General features: G+C 47.1%; 17 protein-coding genes. 4 read left to right on the forward strand and 13 right to left on the reverse strand.

What is annotated here, in order from left to right; genetic code table 11:
* Positions 1 to 180: 180 nt before the first annotated feature.
* Positions 181 to 939 carry a TspO-related membrane protein gene (locus IEW26_RS19625; RefSeq protein ID WP_145405701.1) on the forward strand — a complete coding sequence of 253 codons (759 nt, stop codon included), beginning with the start codon at positions 181 to 183 and terminating at the stop codon, positions 937 to 939.
* Between the two features lie 130 nt (positions 940 to 1,069).
* On the opposite strand, the gene IEW26_RS19630 is transcribed toward IEW26_RS19625, so the two are convergent.
* From IEW26_RS19630 to IEW26_RS19645, 4 genes are all read right to left on the reverse strand, one after another.
* Positions 1,070 to 1,444: a RidA family protein gene (locus tag IEW26_RS19630; RefSeq protein WP_090918620.1), complete on the reverse strand. Its 375-nt coding sequence runs from the start codon at positions 1,442 to 1,444 to the stop codon at positions 1,070 to 1,072.
* A 132-nt stretch (positions 1,445 to 1,576) separates the two neighbouring features.
* On the reverse strand, positions 1,577 to 2,248 hold the full coding sequence (locus IEW26_RS19635) for an oxidoreductase (protein ID WP_188593559.1): 672 nt from the start codon (positions 2,246 to 2,248) through the stop codon (positions 1,577 to 1,579).
* A gap of 77 nt (positions 2,249 to 2,325) precedes the next feature.
* The gene (locus tag IEW26_RS19640; RefSeq protein WP_229729937.1) at positions 2,326 to 3,591 is read right to left on the reverse strand and encodes an MFS transporter; all 1,266 of its coding nucleotides are present in this window, start codon (positions 3,589 to 3,591) and stop codon (positions 2,326 to 2,328) included.
* A gap of 106 nt (positions 3,592 to 3,697) precedes the next feature.
* Positions 3,698 to 5,107 (reverse strand): sensor histidine kinase, encoded by a 1,410-nt coding sequence (locus IEW26_RS19645; protein WP_188593560.1) that lies wholly within the window; start codon positions 5,105 to 5,107, stop codon positions 3,698 to 3,700.
* A gap of 247 nt (positions 5,108 to 5,354) precedes the next feature.
* Here IEW26_RS19645 and IEW26_RS19650 point away from each other — a divergent pair, with 247 nt between their 5' ends.
* The gene (locus IEW26_RS19650; protein WP_188593561.1) at positions 5,355 to 6,008 is read left to right on the forward strand and encodes a phosphatase PAP2 family protein; all 654 of its coding nucleotides are present in this window, start codon (positions 5,355 to 5,357) and stop codon (positions 6,006 to 6,008) included.
* On the opposite strand, the gene IEW26_RS19655 is transcribed toward IEW26_RS19650, so the two are convergent.
* From IEW26_RS19655 to IEW26_RS30415, 8 genes are all read right to left on the reverse strand, one after another.
* A complete protein-coding gene (locus tag IEW26_RS19655) occupies positions 6,001 to 7,524 on the reverse strand; it encodes an HD-GYP domain-containing protein (RefSeq protein WP_188593562.1) in 1,524 nt (507 codons plus the stop codon). The genes IEW26_RS19650 and IEW26_RS19655 overlap by 8 nt on opposite strands.
* Before the next feature lie 78 nt (positions 7,525 to 7,602).
* A complete protein-coding gene (locus IEW26_RS19660) occupies positions 7,603 to 7,761 on the reverse strand; it encodes a hypothetical protein (RefSeq protein ID WP_188593563.1) in 159 nt (52 codons plus the stop codon).
* Positions 7,762 to 7,848: 87 nt separating this feature from the next.
* The gene (locus IEW26_RS19665) at positions 7,849 to 8,841 is read right to left on the reverse strand and encodes an anti-sigma factor (RefSeq protein WP_188593564.1); all 993 of its coding nucleotides are present in this window, start codon (positions 8,839 to 8,841) and stop codon (positions 7,849 to 7,851) included.
* Positions 8,838 to 9,404, reverse strand: a complete 567-nt coding sequence (locus IEW26_RS19670; protein WP_229729938.1) for an RNA polymerase sigma factor — start codon at positions 9,402 to 9,404, stop codon at positions 8,838 to 8,840. The genes IEW26_RS19665 and IEW26_RS19670 overlap by 4 nt, the downstream gene beginning before the upstream one ends.
* Before the next feature lie 159 nt (positions 9,405 to 9,563).
* Positions 9,564 to 9,731 (reverse strand): hypothetical protein, encoded by a 168-nt coding sequence (locus tag IEW26_RS19675; RefSeq protein WP_188593565.1) that lies wholly within the window; start codon positions 9,729 to 9,731, stop codon positions 9,564 to 9,566.
* A gap of 1,687 nt (positions 9,732 to 11,418) precedes the next feature.
* Positions 11,419 to 11,733, reverse strand: a complete 315-nt coding sequence (locus tag IEW26_RS19680) for a hypothetical protein (protein WP_186323159.1) — start codon at positions 11,731 to 11,733, stop codon at positions 11,419 to 11,421.
* A gap of 694 nt (positions 11,734 to 12,427) precedes the next feature.
* Positions 12,428 to 12,538: a dihydroorotate dehydrogenase gene (locus IEW26_RS19685; protein WP_188593566.1), complete on the reverse strand. Its 111-nt coding sequence runs from the start codon at positions 12,536 to 12,538 to the stop codon at positions 12,428 to 12,430.
* A 43-nt stretch (positions 12,539 to 12,581) separates the two neighbouring features.
* A complete protein-coding gene (locus IEW26_RS30415) occupies positions 12,582 to 12,698 on the reverse strand; it encodes a YjcZ family sporulation protein (RefSeq protein ID WP_216520044.1) in 117 nt (38 codons plus the stop codon).
* Positions 12,699 to 13,709: 1,011 nt separating this feature from the next.
* On the opposite strand from IEW26_RS30415, the gene IEW26_RS19690 reads away from it, so the two are divergent.
* The gene (locus IEW26_RS19690; RefSeq protein WP_188593567.1) at positions 13,710 to 14,237 is read left to right on the forward strand and encodes a stalk domain-containing protein; all 528 of its coding nucleotides are present in this window, start codon (positions 13,710 to 13,712) and stop codon (positions 14,235 to 14,237) included.
* Positions 14,238 to 14,368: 131 nt separating this feature from the next.
* Here IEW26_RS19690 and IEW26_RS19695 read toward each other — a convergent pair whose 3' ends face one another.
* Positions 14,369 to 14,695 carry an MTH1187 family thiamine-binding protein gene (locus IEW26_RS19695; protein WP_188593568.1) on the reverse strand — a complete coding sequence of 109 codons (327 nt, stop codon included), beginning with the start codon at positions 14,693 to 14,695 and terminating at the stop codon, positions 14,369 to 14,371.
* 760 nt (positions 14,696 to 15,455) lie between these two features.
* On the opposite strand from IEW26_RS19695, the gene IEW26_RS19700 reads away from it, so the two are divergent.
* On the forward strand, positions 15,456 to 17,789 hold the full coding sequence (locus IEW26_RS19700) for a ribonucleoside-diphosphate reductase subunit alpha (RefSeq protein WP_111269220.1): 2,334 nt from the start codon (positions 15,456 to 15,458) through the stop codon (positions 17,787 to 17,789).
* Positions 17,790 to 17,924: the final 135 nt, after the last annotated feature.

A 17,924-nucleotide genomic window follows, 5' to 3' on the forward strand; every position in this document is an offset into this window, starting at 1 on the left:
AGTATATTGGGACAGACGGCAGCTTCGTTCCCGTGACACTACTTCAAACCCGTCGCCCCGATAATAACAAGTATCTCATACTTTTGATGCATCCATTATTAAAACACACCATTCGTGGGTAAATCCTTTGTAGACTGACCCGCGGTTCATTTAAAATCATTAAACTAAGGAGGAAACGCCATGTCCCGCAACAATCCGTACAAATGGTTAAACGCACTCGGTTTTATAGCTGTTATTATTGTGAACTATCTCTCAAATGCGCTGCCGATTGGGGGCAGGACCAACAAGGAAGTATCGGACATGTACCCTGTACTGCTGACCCCTTCCGGTTATGCTTTTGCGATCTGGGGCCTGATTTACCTGCTTCTGGCAGGTTTCGTGATCTATCAATTTGTTCCTGCATCCTGGAAAAATGATTCAATTACCCGTCTTGGCTACTGGTTTCTTATCAGCTGTGCCTTTAACGTGGCCTGGATCTTTGCATTTCAAAATCTGTACATCGGACTCGCGCTGATCATTATCATACTGCTTCTGCTGAGCTTAATTGTATTGTATGTAAGAACACGTGAGATCACCATGCCCACCACTGCTGAAATATGGCTTGTCAAACTGCCATTCAGCGTATATCTCGGATGGGTCAGTGTAGCTACGATCGTTAACGCGGCGGTCTTTCTATATAAAATCGGTTGGAATGGATTCGGCATCAGTGAAATCGCATGGACAATCATTATGCTGATTGTTGGTTCCATATTGGCTGTGCTGGTCAGCTTCCGATACCGCGACAGTGTGTACCCGCTCGTATTTACCTGGGCTTATATCGCCATTGCACTAAAACAAAAGGACGTCACCTCGGTCTATTACACAGGAATCATCCTGGCCATTGTTCTCGCTGTGTATGCTGTATGGCTGTTCTTCGCCCGTAATAAAGACCGGGATTAAATAACGCCTTCCATTATAAAACAAAACGACAGCAAAAAGCCGATCGCGGGTCAATGTACCCTTGAATCGGCTCTTTGCTGTAACATTATGCAGAACAGGATGGCACGCCCGTAACAGGGCGATCCGCATGCTATTTCAATGCGATAACTTCAATCTCCACCAATGCATCTTTGGGCAGACGTGCAACCTCTACAGCACTACGTGCAGGGTAAGGCTGGGTGAAGAAGCTGCTGTATACTTCATTGACCGGGACAAAGTCATTCATGTCTTTGAGAAACACCGTTGTTTTGACCACTTTATCCATGCTAGTGCCTGCCGCTTCCAGGATGGCTTTCACGTTGCTCAGAGACAAACGAGTCTGCTCCTGAACATCTGCTCCGAATTCACCCGTTTGCGGATTCAGACCAAGCTGACCTGACGTATAGATGAAATCACCTGCATCTACCGCCTGACTGTATGGACCGATAGCACCTGGTGCCTGCTCGGTCGAGATTGCTTTTTTCATTCGACAGCTTCTCCTTTGTGTTCGCTGCCCTGCCACCCATGAGGTGTACAAGACGTGCTATTGTTTTTAAAACCTATTATATCATGCTGCAATTCAGGGGAGAAACGCTTGTTTTCCTGTATCACACAAGCCTTAATTCCCCTGCACTCCAACAACATGAATCACATCATTAGGATACACGTGAATGCCTGCGGTCTGAACGATGGCGATATTCCTCATCGCTTGAGCAATCGTTGACGCTTGTACAGCACGGTACTTGGCTGGTGTCCAGCGATCCAGCCATTTCATTGCATGGGCAGCAAGCTCCTCACCAAAGCGCTTCTCTCCGCGGTTACCCAGAATAAGTGACGGGCGGAAGATGTGCAGGGAACGGAAGCCGATATCGTAGAGCGCATCCTCCATCTCTCCCTTGGTTCGGCTGTAAAACACACGTGAACTCGCATTGGCTCCCATAGCGGAAATAGCGAGCATCTGTTCTACACCATGCTGCTTTGCCAGGACAGCTGCACGAACCGGATAATGGAAATCAACTTCGCGGAATTGCTCCTGACTGCCCGCTTTTTTGATTGTGGTGCCCAGACAGCAGTAGAGGTCGTTGATGCCTTCAAACAGGTGCCCCTGAACTTTAAGCTGTTCGAAGTCCACAACGTATTGCTTCAGTCTAGGGTTTTCCAGATCAAGCCTGCGTCTGACCAGAATGCGAACCTCACTGTATCCGGGGTGCTCGAGCAGGCTGTGAACCAAAATCCCACCCACCAGCCCGGTAGCCCCGATCACCATCGCTTTACGCTCAGGATGATGCATCTCTCCAACCACCCCTATCTGTTCATATATAAAGCTGAAAATCTTATCGATGATTGTCGTGATCAGCATTTCCGTTTCTATTTTAAAAGAACCCGACGTCCCAACGTAAATGTAAGCAGCAGCATGACAGCACCAACCACTACCTGGAATCCGTAAGTAGAAATCCAGAGCGTCGCTTCCGAGAGTGTTTCCATCTTCTCATAGAGCCAACCGCCAATCAGCGGACCAATGAACGAGGTTACCCCCGTCAGTGCCGAATATACGGCGACAAACATCGGTCTTTCACTTTTCGGTGTATCTCCAATCGTAAAATTAAATGCGAGCTGGTTAAAGCCGCCAACACCGATGCCGAGGAAAATGTGGGACAGAAACAATGCAACCAATATCGGAGCAAAGGACATCAAACCCCAGGATAGACAGGACAACGCTATAACGGGCAGCGTCCAGAATAACAGCGTTTTATTGCTGTATCTTGCATTCAGATTGCCCCAGATATAGAACCCGGCCATCATCACCAGAGTCTGAACCACCGTAATCAGGGAAACCATCTGATAGCTGACCTTCAACAGGTCCAGCATGACGTAGGAATACAGCGGAACAATTAATGTCTGAATCAACAGCCACAGCGCCAGAAAAACAGTCGCCTTCAAGAAGGCCCGATCCTGAAACGGCTTGATGAACATACGGGAAAATGACTTTTCTGTCGAGCGCTCAAACGGCATATCGGGGTAAAAGAAATAGATTACCGTATTGGCAATGGCACATATCCATACGGGAATGAACAGGATCAGAAAACCCGTTTCCCCCGGATAACGGTCCAGCAGAATGCCACCGCCAAACAAGCATACGCTTCCAAGTGCATTCAGAATCGTATTTCGTATCCCGAAATAACGTCCTCTTACCTTGGCAGGCACGATATCCCCGATGAGGGAGGTCCAGATCATACCGCCGATGGTATTACATATAAAAGCTACAGTATATAAGCCAATATAAACACTGACCCACCATTCCTTGGGGAACATGAACGGAATCAATCCCGTTGCACTCCACAAGATACGGTGAGCCCCGACGAACAGCAGAAGCATGCGCTTCCGGCTGCGAATACGCTGCATCCAGTATGCAGCACCGATCTGAGCGATGTTAACAAAGGTCGTAATGGCGAGCACAAAGCCGATATGCCTTGATCCCGCCCCAAGATACAGCAAAAACCCGGTTAGAAATGGGCCGCCAAGCAGCGTTTGCAAAATAATTGCCGGCACGCCCTCCCATGTTGCAATCGATAAATTCGTGCGTTGTGTCGAACCCTTGCGCCGTGGCTTGCTCATGAACGAAGAGGGGTTCATCTTGACCATCTTCTGTATGGGGATACACTCCTTAGACCGGGTTATGCTTTGCCGGCCGATGCTAGTTGTCACCCCAAATTCTACTCACGGCACGAAGGTTGTCAACTCATTTTTTCACGGTCAACGGAAGCTGAAGATGGAAGATGCTTCCTTTACCTGCTGCACTCTCAAGTTCAATAGAACCGCCGAGCAATCTGGCCAAATCCCTGCTGATGGAAAGACCGAGCCCGGTGCCCCCGAATTTCCGGCTTATGGAGCCATCCGCCTGTTGAAATGCCTCAAATATGGAATGATGCTTGTCCTCCGGAATGCCAATGCCGGTGTCCTGTACAGAGAAAACGAGCCAGTCGCTAACATCATTCGCTTGCTTCGTCTGCGTGGTGCTTACCGTAAGGGTAACCTTTCCGCGAGGAGTAAACTTGATCGCATTGGACATCAGATTGCGTAAAATCTGCTGCACCCGCTGCGGATCAGACCAGAGTGTATCCGGCAGCCCGGCTTTCTTATCCAGAACGAGCTCGATCCCCTTTTTGTCAGCAACCAGCTGAAAATGATTCATCGCATCCTCAACTAGCTGGCTAAGGCTGATATCCTCCAGTACAATATCCAGCCGGCCTGCCTCGACTTTGGACAAATCGAGAATATCATTAATCAGCCTGAGCAGCTCCTGCCCGGATTGATCAATCATGTCTGCAAAACGGATAATCTCCTCCTGCTCCATCGTATCGGCATTTTCACTAATCATCTGGGCAAAGTTGATTACACTGTTCAGCGGTGTCCGCAATTCATGGGACATATTCGCCAGGAACTCGGACTTGTACTGGGAAGCAATCATGAGCTGCTTTGCCCGGTCCTCCAGTACAATCTGCGCCTTCTGAAGCTCCTCCTTCTGCAAGGACAAAAGCCGATTCGTACTCTGAATCAGCAGAATCCGATTCTGCTCGTTCTGAAAATCCCGCAAAATAAACGCAAATATCAGGCTGAGCACGATGCCGATCGGAAGTGTATACGGCATAATATGGGAAAAGAAATACGCGGGCGGAATGACGCCCAGAAAAGCAATATTCACACTATTTACAACGTTGACGATAACGGTAACCACAATGCCTTTGACAATCAGTCTATAGCTGCTTCGTCTCATCCAGATGTTCAAGCCCGCGCACAGCACTCCAAGAATGGTCATATTATAAACCGCGGCAATCGTTGCATCCGTAATGCCGAAGGTTAACCTGGATAAACCTATGCCCACACCTACAATAATGACACTGTAGGGTTGTCTGTACGTCAATACGGCGACGATTAAAGGTACATAACGTAGATCAAACACAACTTCATCTGTAAGCTGAAATCCAAATACGGTACTGATCCAGCCGGCAAAAATAAGCGCGAACACGGAACTGATCTGTTTCACTCGGGACGAGGCACGTATTACGATATATTTGTAGAATACACTTGCCAGATAAGCAATCGTAATAAGCATGCCCATATTGAGTACGAACATCTTCGAAAATTGCATTGATTCACTCCTGTTGTCCGACGTTTAAACCCAAGTGCTTGCTTTTTTGTATTTTGTATTTGGTTATATCATATCATGCTAAAATCACCACGGCATGAAATCTCCATTAAAAAGAAACAAAAAAAGGCACAAATTCAACATTTAAAATGTGTGCAGGACGTAGTAAAATATATTGTTGTTTAATTTTTATCTTTTACCGCTGTACTCATGTTTGTTTCTAAAGCATGATGAAAGGAGAAGTTTGGCTATGCACGTGTTAAAAAGCAAATCCTATTGGTTATCATTAAGTCTGATGTTATCACTGGCTGTCATGGGCATGTTTTATGATATTCTGAACAGTCCGGATCGTGGATATGTTGTCCTGAACTCTCCGATTGATCAGATGCTTCCATTTATACCTGCGATGTCGATCCCTTATTTGGGATGGTATCCGTTTGTATTCGGTGTGCTTGCTTATCTCTGTGCGAAGGATCGACTGATGTATTATCGTGTCCTGTTGTCCATGAACATCTGTGTCTGGATCTGTTACCTGATCTATTTCAACTTCCAGACTATGGTTCCTCGTCCTGAACTGACCGCTGCTGGTCCAGGCTCGGCCATGATTAGCTGGCTCTACAGTCAGGATCGTCCATTCAATTGTTTTCCCAGCATTCATGCCCTGCACTCTTATCTCGTTATGCGTGCTGTCCTGTCCGTCTCCAATATTCGCAGATACATCAAGGTTCTGGTCTCTGCCGGGGCAGCCCTGATTATTATATCAACACTGCTTATCAAACAGCATGTCATTTACGATGCACTCGGCGCAATTGTTCTGGGTGAATGCATCTTCACCATCATTACGGGACTCGCCCTTCATCGTCGGCGCAGAAAAGAATCCAAATGGACGGAGGGGATCAGCTAATCCCCTCTTTCGACTTGGTTTCCAGATGTTTCTGTCTTCTCCACTCGTCAATAAACAATCCTGCAAAATAGGGGTCCCACTGGGTCCCTTTTCCTTCTTCCAGAATCATCAACGCTTTCTCATCACTCATGCCATTCCGGTATGGACGATCTGACGTCATCGCATCGAAAGCATCAGCCACCGCAATAATTCGTCCGAATAGCGGTATATCCTCGCCTACCATACCATCCGGATATCCTTTACCATCATATCTTTCGTGGTGGGATCGTACGCCTGGTAAAAAGTCAGCCATGGCATCTACAGGCTCAATCTGAAGCAAAATACTTTCACCTAACACAGGGTGTTTGCGAATAATAGCAAATTCCTCATCGCTGAGCTTGCCGTCTTTTAACAATACCTCGTCTGGTATACCAATTTTGCCGATGTCGTGAAGCAGTGCAGACTTGTATAACAAATCGGCCTGTTCCTCGTTCATTCCGCTTAGTCTTCCGATCAGAATGGAATACTCCGCCACACGCATGGAGTGCCCTGCTGTATATTTATCCCGGGCATCGAGGGCAGCAGCCAGCAGCGAGAAATAACTTTGCAGCAGCTGTCGATTGCGCTCCTGTCTCATCTCCAGTCGGTTAATCATCATGTTGAAGCCGGAGATCAAGGCCGAAAACTCATCTGCATACAGATCCGGTGTTCTTCTGCCAAATTCCCCCCCCTGTATGCGAATCATCTCCTGGGTCAGCTCCGTCACCGGATCACGGACATCCCGAATTAACAGCCAGCTGCCCACTAGAGCAAATCCCGCTCCCAGAATAACGATAAGCACACCCCAAAAGGTATATTCCTTGGCAAACTGCTGATCTATGTATTGAAGCCTTATATACGTAGCCAGAAAAAATAAACATAGCGGAAATAAACCGATAAGTGCCGTACTGATCTGAAATTTTCGTCTCATCGAAACAAGTACTCGTCCACCTAATGAAGGTTCAACGCCGTACAATATCTTGCCCCTGCGACGCACCTCAAGTAACAGAGGTCTCACTGCCCTTACTGCAAGATAATACTCAATTAGTGCATGCATAATGCCGATCAGGAATGCACACGCAGCTGCAACCCCAACAAAGCCATACGGAATTTCTAACCAGCCTGTGCTGATCATCCAAAGTGTAAAACCGGCTGCAGGCAGGGAAAAGCCTAACATATGCGGTCCGATAATACGATATATGGTCTGTCCCGGAAAGCGGTGAATTCTCTCGTACATTTGCTCTAATTCAGCCTTCTCATGGTGCTCTGCGGCAAAAAAATGCCTGATCGGGCCCAGCTGAAACCACAGCGTAATCAGCTCTGCAACCAGCATGAACAGAATGGAGATGAGTACGATGACAACTAGTCGAACATATTGGATATGGGGTACTTGCAAGGTTGAAACCATGATTACTGTGCCCACAACAAAGATGGCTGTTAATGAACCAATCAGATAGTTGCGCAGCAGACGGAAGATAAATGCACGGTATACTTCCAATCTAATCCCTCGCTCTCTATGTCTAACCAGTTCTGCCCTGATAAAAAAGGGAGATTATAGGATGCTCACTCCATTTATTTATCGGTTGCTCAGGTCAAAAAAATTAATAAAGTCATGTGATTCATACTGCATCTTCAACCACGGCTTGTCTCCGACGATATGATCGTCATCTCCCTCGATGTTATGTGTAATTTTCTGATGGCTTCGGGGCTGACACCATAGAAAAAGGCCGTCCATGAATGGACAGCCTTCTCGTCTAATTCGCAATACACGATATCATTTACATTTTTCACCTATAAAACCAGGTCATCTCCTGCGGAGAATTCACGTCGTTTTAATTTTAGCGGCCAGAATCATCGTGCCACGCGGTTGCTCTCCCATCGCATCCGGTTCAAGCGTAATCGCTACCGTATCATAGTCGTTCGCGGAATCCAAGGTGTAATAGACTGCCCCCGTTCCATCATGACTGAGGAAGGTCCCCGCATTTTTAGGGGTATCGCCTTTGATCAGCCATACTTGAAATGCCTGATTGCCTTCCAGCGCGGGCAGATTCTCTGCCTGCACGACCAGGTGGGTGCCTTTGCTGTCGATCACGATGGTTGCCAGACCCTGTGCAACGATATTTTTCGTTGCAGGGCTCAGTTTGACAGCCTCGCCCATTTTCATGCCTTGCGCTGGAGCCAGTGCTGAAGCAAGCTGCTCTTGCAGCTGTGCATTTTGCTCCTGCGCCTGGGCAAGCTGCTCCTGTGCGGCCGACGAGCCTGCAGCCTGCTGCGTCAGCGAGTCAATGCGGCTCTGCAGCTGCGCCGCGTACACGCCGAGCACCAGCGCCGCTGCCGCGAGGCCCGCACTGGCTGCGCGCCAGGCGCGGCCGCCGCGCGCACGCGCGCGCGCTTGTGGCTGCCCAGGCACAGCTGGGGCAGCCTCTTCGGCCCGGGCCGCTGGCACCGCCTTCGGCGGCAGGCCAGGCCCGGGCTGCGCCGCATGCTTCTGCTGCGGCGCAAGGTCTTCCCGAAGCACCGCGGATGCGGGTGCTTCGGGCTGCTGCGCAGGAGCGGCTGCCGGCTTCGCGCCGGTGCTCTCCTGTGCCTGACCGAGCACGTTGCCCAGCACACGTGCTCGCATGCCTTGCGGCGGTGCCACAGGGTCCGCCGCAAGTGGCAGGAAGCCCGTTACTTCCTGCAGTTCCTTTACCTCCTGGCGACACACTTCACAATTGGACATATGCGCTTCAAATGCCGCCACTTCCTCTGCGTCCAGTCCGCCCAGCACATACATCGGTGCCAGATCAGACCACTCCTCATGTCGTTCTATCATGGATGTATGCCCTCCCTTCCCGCGTCCGGATGCAATTCGGCATCAGCAAGCAGCTTTTGAAGCTGCCGCATGGCAAGCCTGACACGGCTTTTGACCGTACCCAGCGGAATCCCGAATCGGCTGGATACCTCCTGCTGCGTTAAACCAGCAAAATATATCGATTCAATCACTTGCTTCTGGTCCCCGTTCAGTTGAGAGAGCGCCTCTTTGATGCGCGTGCCCTCCCATTTCCGTTGAACCTCTTCTTCAGTATTTGTATGCTCATCGGCAAAAGCCGCCAGTGTCTCGTTTTCAACCGAAGTGGCTGCTGCCCCTTTCGATCTTCGCCTCAGCATGTCCACCGCGATGTTGCGTGTGATCGCAAACATCCATGTGGTCAGCTTCCCCTGTGAGGCATCAAAACGCTCCGCATGATTCCAGATCCGCAGGAAAAGCTCCTGCACAGTCTCCTCTGCCGTCATAGGATCACCAACAATGCGATAGGCAAAAGAATACACGGCCCGTTCATATCGGTCATATAACAGCTCCAGCGCAGAAGCGTCACGTTCTGCAATCCGCTGCATTAACCTACTGTCCTCCATAGATTGAGTCATCCGAGGGCCCCTTTCTGTATCTTCCCTCATATTATAACCTACGCAGAAACGTTTGAAGAGGATTACCCCTGTGAACATTTTTTTTGAAAAAATGAAAATCTTTCTTCAGCTTTTCATTTCAAGCCTTCTCTATGTACATTGCACGAAAAAGAGACCTGCATCCGTTGTTTGCTCTATCCAATCCGCATATGGCTTCACGAATAAATAACCAACGGCGTCCTGTAAATAAAAAATATTGCTGAATGGTTCGGGGTAATCGCCGCCATACGGCTGTGAACCAAACAGGATATGATTCAACGTATCATTCTCATTGTGAATGCTTCCAATACAGCTTTCTTGGAAAAACCTTCAGGTCGTGAGACTAATGTAACATACTTTTTTAAAATACAACCTGACTCATGCTTTCTAAGGCCGCCTTCCTTTTTATTGCAATAAATTACAGACTGTGGTATGATATAAAAGTTGTATTAACAACCACATATGATTTTCCGTCTTCTATTTAACCCCGGAATATTTTCTTCATGCTGCGACCGCAGCGAATAAGCTCAACTAACCTATGGAGATTGACGAACCTGAATCACAATAACCCGGTAGACAAAGGGTTTACAAGATGTTCCCATTCACACTGGCGCGGTCATCGGAGCCGCAAGGACAAAAGAGAGGTAGGGCTTTTGTTGTTTTGGATATCACTTATTCTTGAGAAGATTGAAAACATACATCAAGCACCCGGAATTGGGTTCCGGGTGCTTTTCCATGTCCACATTCCTTTTTTCGTGACACCCGCCCTCCTTTACTTCATTAAGTAATGACACCGCCTCTTTCAAAAACTAGAGCAAAGCCATTACAACGCCCATTCACACCATAGCAAATCACAACTCTCCAAGCTCCACAAAATGTAACGAATCCTACAAGCCCTATTTCACCTATTTTGATCCTGTACAAATTCTAACGATTCCCAGAAGCCTTATTTCACGTCTCCGATCCAAAATCCCCCGTTTTTGAAGGGAAATCAGGCAAATAGCATTCCTACGAATCGTTAGGATTTTTAAAGTGTTAAAAAACAGCAAATAAGGCTTCTCACGATCGTTAAACATTTGTGGATTGGCGTGACGGGAGGTTTAGAGTACACTACGAGGTACGGGCACCTATACGGGTTGTAAATTACAAGTTACTGTTTACGGGCTATGGACTACGAGGCCGCGGGTTACGAGGTATAGGATCAAGTTGCGGATTTGAGTTAGGAGCTACGGGTTGCAGGGGTACTGGTACTTACTGGGGCACGACGTACGGAGTACAGGTTGTGAATTACAAGTTACTGCTCGGGCTATGGACCACGAGGTCACGGATTACGAGATACGGGATACAAGTTGCGGATTCGTGTTAGGAGCTACGTCTGCAGGGTTACGGGTGGCTACGGGGTACCGGCTTGTTTGAGCGCAGGCTGTAGCGTTCCTAAGTCCTGAATTGTTGGATTGCTTCGTTGTTCGATTACTGGATTCACGATTGGTGGGTAATCTGCTTGTTTGTTCAACCATCTGGTTGGTTGGTTACTTACTTAATTGCTTACTTATTCACTTACTTGGCTACTTGGTTCTCTGGTTCTCTGGTTCTCTGAGAAATTATGTCTTAGTTGAGTAACGATAGCTACGTTAACCGTCCAACTCTTCTGGCAGGTATATCGAGGATACGTTCAATTATTCCAGCCACCCTTACAGACAGCTTTCGTTGTATTGACTGCTGAACTACTTTATATTGCCTGTTTAACAAGCAACGAAGAAAGGATGAACGCAGGATAGGAGAACATATAGAAAAAAGATAACCCCGGCTTTACTGCCGGAATTATCCTCTATGTTGCTTCCACTTTTTCCACTCTATACAAACGATGCTGTGAAACACATAATCTCGCGATCCGGTGATCGCTGGGGCTTTCCGATCGGCCCGATGGTGCAGTCCACGTCTGGACTGCCGCCTCTCAACAGAGGACTTAGATAAACATCGTTTTGGAAATAATGACGAGCAGAATGAACAACACCAGAATAGTTCCCATAGAGCTCCAGCTTCCTCCGCCGTATCCATAGGCAGGTGCACATCCATGGTTATATCCGTGCATCATTGGCGCCTGATTCGGCTGGTAGCCATAACCATATCCATAACCATACCCCATCGGCATTGTGCCGCATCCGTAACTGTACATCTCATGACCTGTGTATTGTTGATAACCATACATCTGCTCATGTCCTCCTTTGTGTCCGTATACATGCCCCTGTCCGTTCGGTGAGTTAGGTTTAACTTCGCTCATCGTTCATTCCTCCTTAACATTTGCCTACACCCCTAAGCTATGTATTTGCCCTATGCACGGACCGGGCTATGGCCCTCATCAGGCTAAAATAGGCGTTTAGCCACTATCCAGATCCAGTCCTTTATTCCTTTTTTTATTTCCTTTTTATTTCGTTTTATCTCCTCTCATCCCCTATCCTCTTCCTTTCTCACTCGTATATTCCCCACTCCTCTGCTCAATCTTGTATCACCCACTACCTTATCCAGAAACGCTCGCCACGACTTCTTTGTTCCACAGCTTTATCACGCGCTGCTCCATCCAGCTCTCTTCACCAACCACTACTTTGCTCTACAATCTGTACCCGAGCTATTTTTCCCTTCAGTGTTCATCCTCGCTATTTCGCCATATAACCTTTATTCTCGCTATTTACCCCTTCAATGCTTATCCTTGCTGCTCTCCCTTCAATCCATCATTGCCCTCTACCTTCAATCTTCACCATTCTCTCCTTGCAATCTTCATCGCTCTCTACCCTCGCCTGCAATATTTACCATCTGCCCTCCTGCTTTTTCTGCTACCCTTCCCATCTCCACCTACTCTAACTCCACCCTCTGCCCTCTCGCTCTGCCTGCTGCCTTCCAGACGTCACCACATCCAATCCAGCTTGTCCACACAAACCAGAACAAACCCTGCCGGTCACCCGGCAGAGCCCAAACGATTATACCCAGAAGGATTTTGTGATGATAACCAGCAGAATGAACAGCACCAGAATCGCTCCAGTCGAAGTCCAGCCACCGTATCCGTAGCCTGTGCCTCTTACTTCGCTCATGTTTATCCCTCCTTTGCATAATCATTAGAGTCGAAATGGTTTATTAAACCAGGAATGCTTTAGAAATGATAACCAGCAGGATAAAGAGAACCAGAATTGCACCAGTCGAAGTCCATGCTCCGCCAACACCGTAACCTACTCCACCTACAACTCCACTCATGTAAACCCCTCCTTCAATTTGAGGTACAATTCACTATATGCATGAGACACACAGCGGACCGGGCTCTTTATAAAAATAGGCTAGTGAACACAATATCCCACTATAAAAACCAAAATTTAAATATTCATTTAAATTCATATGGATTTATTTACTTATAAAAAACTGCCCAGTGTTAATTTATAAGATTTACAGGCTGACTGTTCATATTTCCATTTCAAAAACTGTAGTTTTACGTATACAAATTGGAGTAGATTTCTAACATTGATAACAAAGAAATTCTGATTAAGCGTACTTGATGAGTTATAATCTCTACAGTTAAGAAAAAAACAGACGATGGAGGAGTAAACACCCTTTCTATAGTTCTTTAAGGAATATAATGATAATTATAAATTGGAGACTTACTTGAGGTAGACTGTGCTATTGTAATTGGAGTACCGATTGCCAACTATTCTTTTGAATATCAGGATGAGCGTGGTTGATCCTTTTGCTCGGAATAAATGAAGGCGTCTTAACTTTGATTTTCTATAAGAAGCGTAGGATGTGTGTCGCCATGTTCGAAATGGTTCGTTCTGATACGTGATAAGCCAACATTCAGGGGTTGATTTTTCAGGTGGACAACGAGTTATCTTTCCTTTGCCCTCATTGAGTTAGTTAATATCGGTTATAACACATTTTCAAGTACGTGCTGTACCTTCAGTGCGCCCACACAAATAACTAAAGCGCTCCAATATTCGGTACTACCCGCTTTAGACTTCGCATTTTTATCTTCTAAAGTTAAAAGTCTTCCTGAATGTTCGCCTACTGTATTGTTGTTGAAGTCTAGATGTCCCTCGTTGTTACAGTGATTTAACAAATAATGAATTGATGTATTTATCGATACTTTTACCTATGTTGTATTCTTGGAATTTTAGTTCATTAGGACGAAGAAAATAATGATTTCTTCCTGTGTCAATCAAGCTTTAATGGGGTATTCTTTTCAAGAAGAATACAATTCACATAGGAGTTGAGAATATGAAATTTAAGAAAGTTGTCCTCGCTTTATCCATAGGTATGTTAGTTGGTTCATCCTCAATGGCTGTGGCAGCTACCTCACAAAAGGTTCAAGCAACGTTGGCCAACTTTAAAGTCATTGTTAACGGGCAGACCAAAAATGTCACATCTAATCAATTGCTCTACAAGGGAAATACATATTTGCAGCTCCGTGAGGCTGCTAAAATTCTTGGTTATGAGGTGAATTACAAAAACGCGAGCAAATCTATTGAGTTTTCTGCAAAAAGTCAGCTTCAAGCAGATTGGATCACTTTGATTGATCTATCAGAATCCAACGGTTATAAAGTTACTCTTAAAGGAGATTCAGCTGACGTGTACATCATTTCAAAAAATTTGGATACTCTCCTTACAGTTAACGCTAATGGCCTAAAAGAAGGTGAGGAAAAAACTGTAGCAGATCCTTCGGGTAAAACAATACGTTACAAAAAATTACAGGGCTCACTCGTTCTGAATCGTGCAGATCTGAAACAAACCGGATTAATTAAATAATTAAAACAAACTTTTTTTTCATCAGCCACCCCTAAATGCTCATTGGAGAAGAACTAATCTTCCCCATAACATGTAGGGGTGTTTTTATAATGAAAATCAATAATGTTTACTATAGGGACAAAAATAAAATATCAATTTGGTCTGTTATGCAGCGAGGTCAGCTTGTCCTGTACGGATTGCAGCTTCTGTATGCTGGAGGCATCCGGCTTGTCACGCCGATCATCAATTTTGACAGATGTGGAGACACGCTGGGCTCCTGACAGAAATGGAGCTTCATGCAGAGCCGCGATGGCGGTGAACACTTCGTTCAGCGGACCTTCAATAATGGTGCTCATCGAGGTCAGCTGGTATGTAATGCCGCGCTGCCTCTCCAATATTTTTTGCATATCCGCTACATAGCTGCTCAGACTGGTGGTTCCTGTTCCAATCGGAATAACCGTTACTTCTGCGATTGCCACTTCGCTCTGCCTCCTCTGGGCCCCGATTAACCGTTGCCGCTCAAGTTTTAGTCGAGTTTTGACTCATTTTATTTTACCAGTTAAAAGCACGCGAATTCAAACTGACGTGATGACGTCATTCAATTTTTTATAATTTTTTTTTCGCATAAACTTCAAATCTTCCAATCCTTTTCCTTTGCGGATTCGCAGCTTAAATGGTATACTCGGAATTACGTTTTACTGCTTCACCCCTGTTTACAAACACTATATGTTGGGTTACAGTATTCTAACAGCAACAAAATGTAGTAATGCCGCTTTACCCCGCTTCTATGGGTCAACCTCTGGAATCTCGCGAAAAACAGGATGAAATCACCTCAAAAGGCACGCCCCTGTAGGTGTAAATCGCTTTCTCGAAACAGAACTGACACGGAGGTTAACGGGGCTGTTTGGACTGCACCCGGTATCCTTTTTTAGCAGACACGACTTGATCAGACAAAAGCTTACATACTGCACCTTGTTCTGTCGGACACCTGAACGGCGATGACAATCAAGAAGCCGCAACATGAACGGGCATTTTCAGCCGGAAGGCAGGGAGAATGCTTTTTGTATGGGCACGCTCTGTGTATACACCTTTGTTAATGTGATTCCAGGATGAGTCTGTCACCGCATAAATAGCCGCATTGCAGACCTTATTTTGACTTCATTTGAGAGTACACCACCCTATTCTTAATTCAAGAATGGTTCAATTTATTTTTTTATCATGTGAAAGCGAGGAATATTCATGCCACAAGTTGTGACCAAGCCGAACAATCGCCAGCTTGCTTTTGACGAGATGCGTATCTCGGTGTATGCCGATCGTATCCTGGAAGGACTGGACATGCTCGACAAGGAACGTCTGGTACGCGGAGTAACCAGCAAGCTTCGTCGTGACGAAGTTACCGGAGACGAGATCAGCAATGCTTTTATGATGAGCGCTCTGGAGCTGGTAACAAAAGAAGAGCCGAACTGGAAATTTGCAGCAGCGAGATCCCTGCTTACTTCCCTTTACAAAAAAGCGGCAACCAACCGCAGATACAAATCCTACCCGGACGAGCCTTATGGTGCATTCCACCCGTTGATTGTTGACCTTGTCAAAAAAGGCATCTATCGCGAAGAACTGCTGGAATGTTACACCAAGGAACAGATTGACGAGCTTGCGGAGTGCATCGACTATCGCAACGATCTGCTCTTCGATTACATCGGCCTGCTCACCCTGGCAGAACGTTACCTCGCCAATGATTTTGATGGAAAAGTGATGGAACTGCCGCAGGAGCGCTACATGATCATTGCGATGTACCTGATGCATCAGGAGCCTGCGGAGAAACGTATGGACCTGGTCAAAGAAGCGTACTGGGCAATGAGCAACATGTACATGACGGCAGCTACACCGACAATGTCCAATGCGGGTAAAAAGGTAGCCGGGCAGCTCTCCAGCTGCTTCATCGACACGGTAGACGATTCTCTGGAAGGCATCTTTGATTCCAATACAGACGTAGCCCGTTTGAGTAAAATGGGCGGTGGTATCGGCGTTTATCTTGGTAAGGTCAGAGCGCGCGGTTCAGACATCCGCGGTCACAAAAACACAAGCTCGGGCGTTATCCCATGGATTCGCCAGTTGAACAACACAGCAGTAAGCGTAGACCAGCTCGGAACGCGTAAAGGCGCAATCGCGGTATACCTGGATGTTTTCCACAAAGACATTCTGGCATTCCTCGACCTGAAGCTGAATAACGGTGACGAGCGGATGCGCGCACATGACGTTTTCCACGGTGTCTGCCTGCCTGACCTGTTCATGGAGCGTGTCGCAAGCCGTGGTGAATGGAGCCTGTTCTGTCCGCATGAAACGAAAAAAGTCATGGGCTGGAAAGACGAGAACGGCCGCGCACTGGGTCTGGAGGATTTCTACGATGAGTCCTTCGGTGCAGGAACATTCCGCGAAAAATATGAGGAAGCCGTGAATCACCCACTGCTGTCCCGTATTACGGTACAAGCGATTGACATCATGAAACGTGTGATGAAATCACAGCTGGAAACAGGTACGCCGTACATGTTCTACCGTGATACTGTCAACCGTGCGAACCCTAACCGCGCACATGGCATGGTGTACTCGTCCAACCTGTGTACAGAAATTATGCAGAACCAATCCGCTACTGTCGTGGAAAAAGAAGAGCTGGTGACCAAGGATGGACAAACTCGCATCGTGATCTCCAAAGTGCCTGGCGACTTCGTGGTCTGCAACCTGAACTCGATCCACCTGGCTCGCGCCGTACCTCATAACGTACTGGAGCGCCTGATTCCGATTCAGGTTCGTATGCTGGACAACGTCATCGACATTAACAACATCGAGGTGCTTCAAGCTCAGTACACCAACAGCCAGTACCGCGCGGTTGGTCTGGGAACCTTCGGACTGCATCACCTGCTTGCGCTGGAAGGCATTCGCTGGGAGTCTGAGGAAGCTGTCACTTATAACGATAATCTGTACGAAAAAATCAACTACCTGCTCGTACAAGCCAGCATGGAGCTGTCCAAGGAAAAAGGACATTATCCGAAGTTCAAAGGCTCGGACTGGGAGAGCGGTCATTACTTTGACCAACGCGAGTACACAACAGGTGAGCGCGTAGGTAAATATGTAACTACAGAGCAGTGGAAAGAGCTGCAGGCTGAAGTGAAGCAAAACGGCGTGCGTAACGCCTGGATGTTTGCTATCGCACCGAACGGTTCTACATCCATCATTGCTGGTTCAACAGCAAGCATCGACCCGCTCTACGAGCTGTTGTCTTATGAAGAAAAAACAACATACAAAATTGCCAACCCGGCACCGGATCTATCCGAAAAAACGATCTGGTACTACAAGACAGCATTTATGGTCGATCAGCATGCTTCCATCAATATGGCGGCTGCCCGTCAGCGTCACGTTGATCAGGGCCAAAGCTTCAACCTGTATGTTCGTCCGGATATCAAAGCAACCGAGTTCCTGGAGCTGCATCTGCACGCCTGGAGAGCCGGCATGAAATCCACGTATTACGTTCGAAGCCGTGCGTTAACGATCGAGGAATGTGATTCCTGCGCTAGCTGATCGGCATAAGGATTGTAACATCGTGATAGGAATGGGTAGCCCCATCCCGCCACGCTGACCATGATGACCACCGGGGCATCCTGTTTTGAATGCAAAATAGTGTTGCCCTGGTTCTTTTTTGCCCAAAACCTGACC

The organism is Paenibacillus silvae, assembly GCF_014639235.1.
GTDB classification, from domain to species: Bacteria; Bacillota; Bacilli; order Paenibacillales; family Paenibacillaceae; genus Paenibacillus; species Paenibacillus silvae.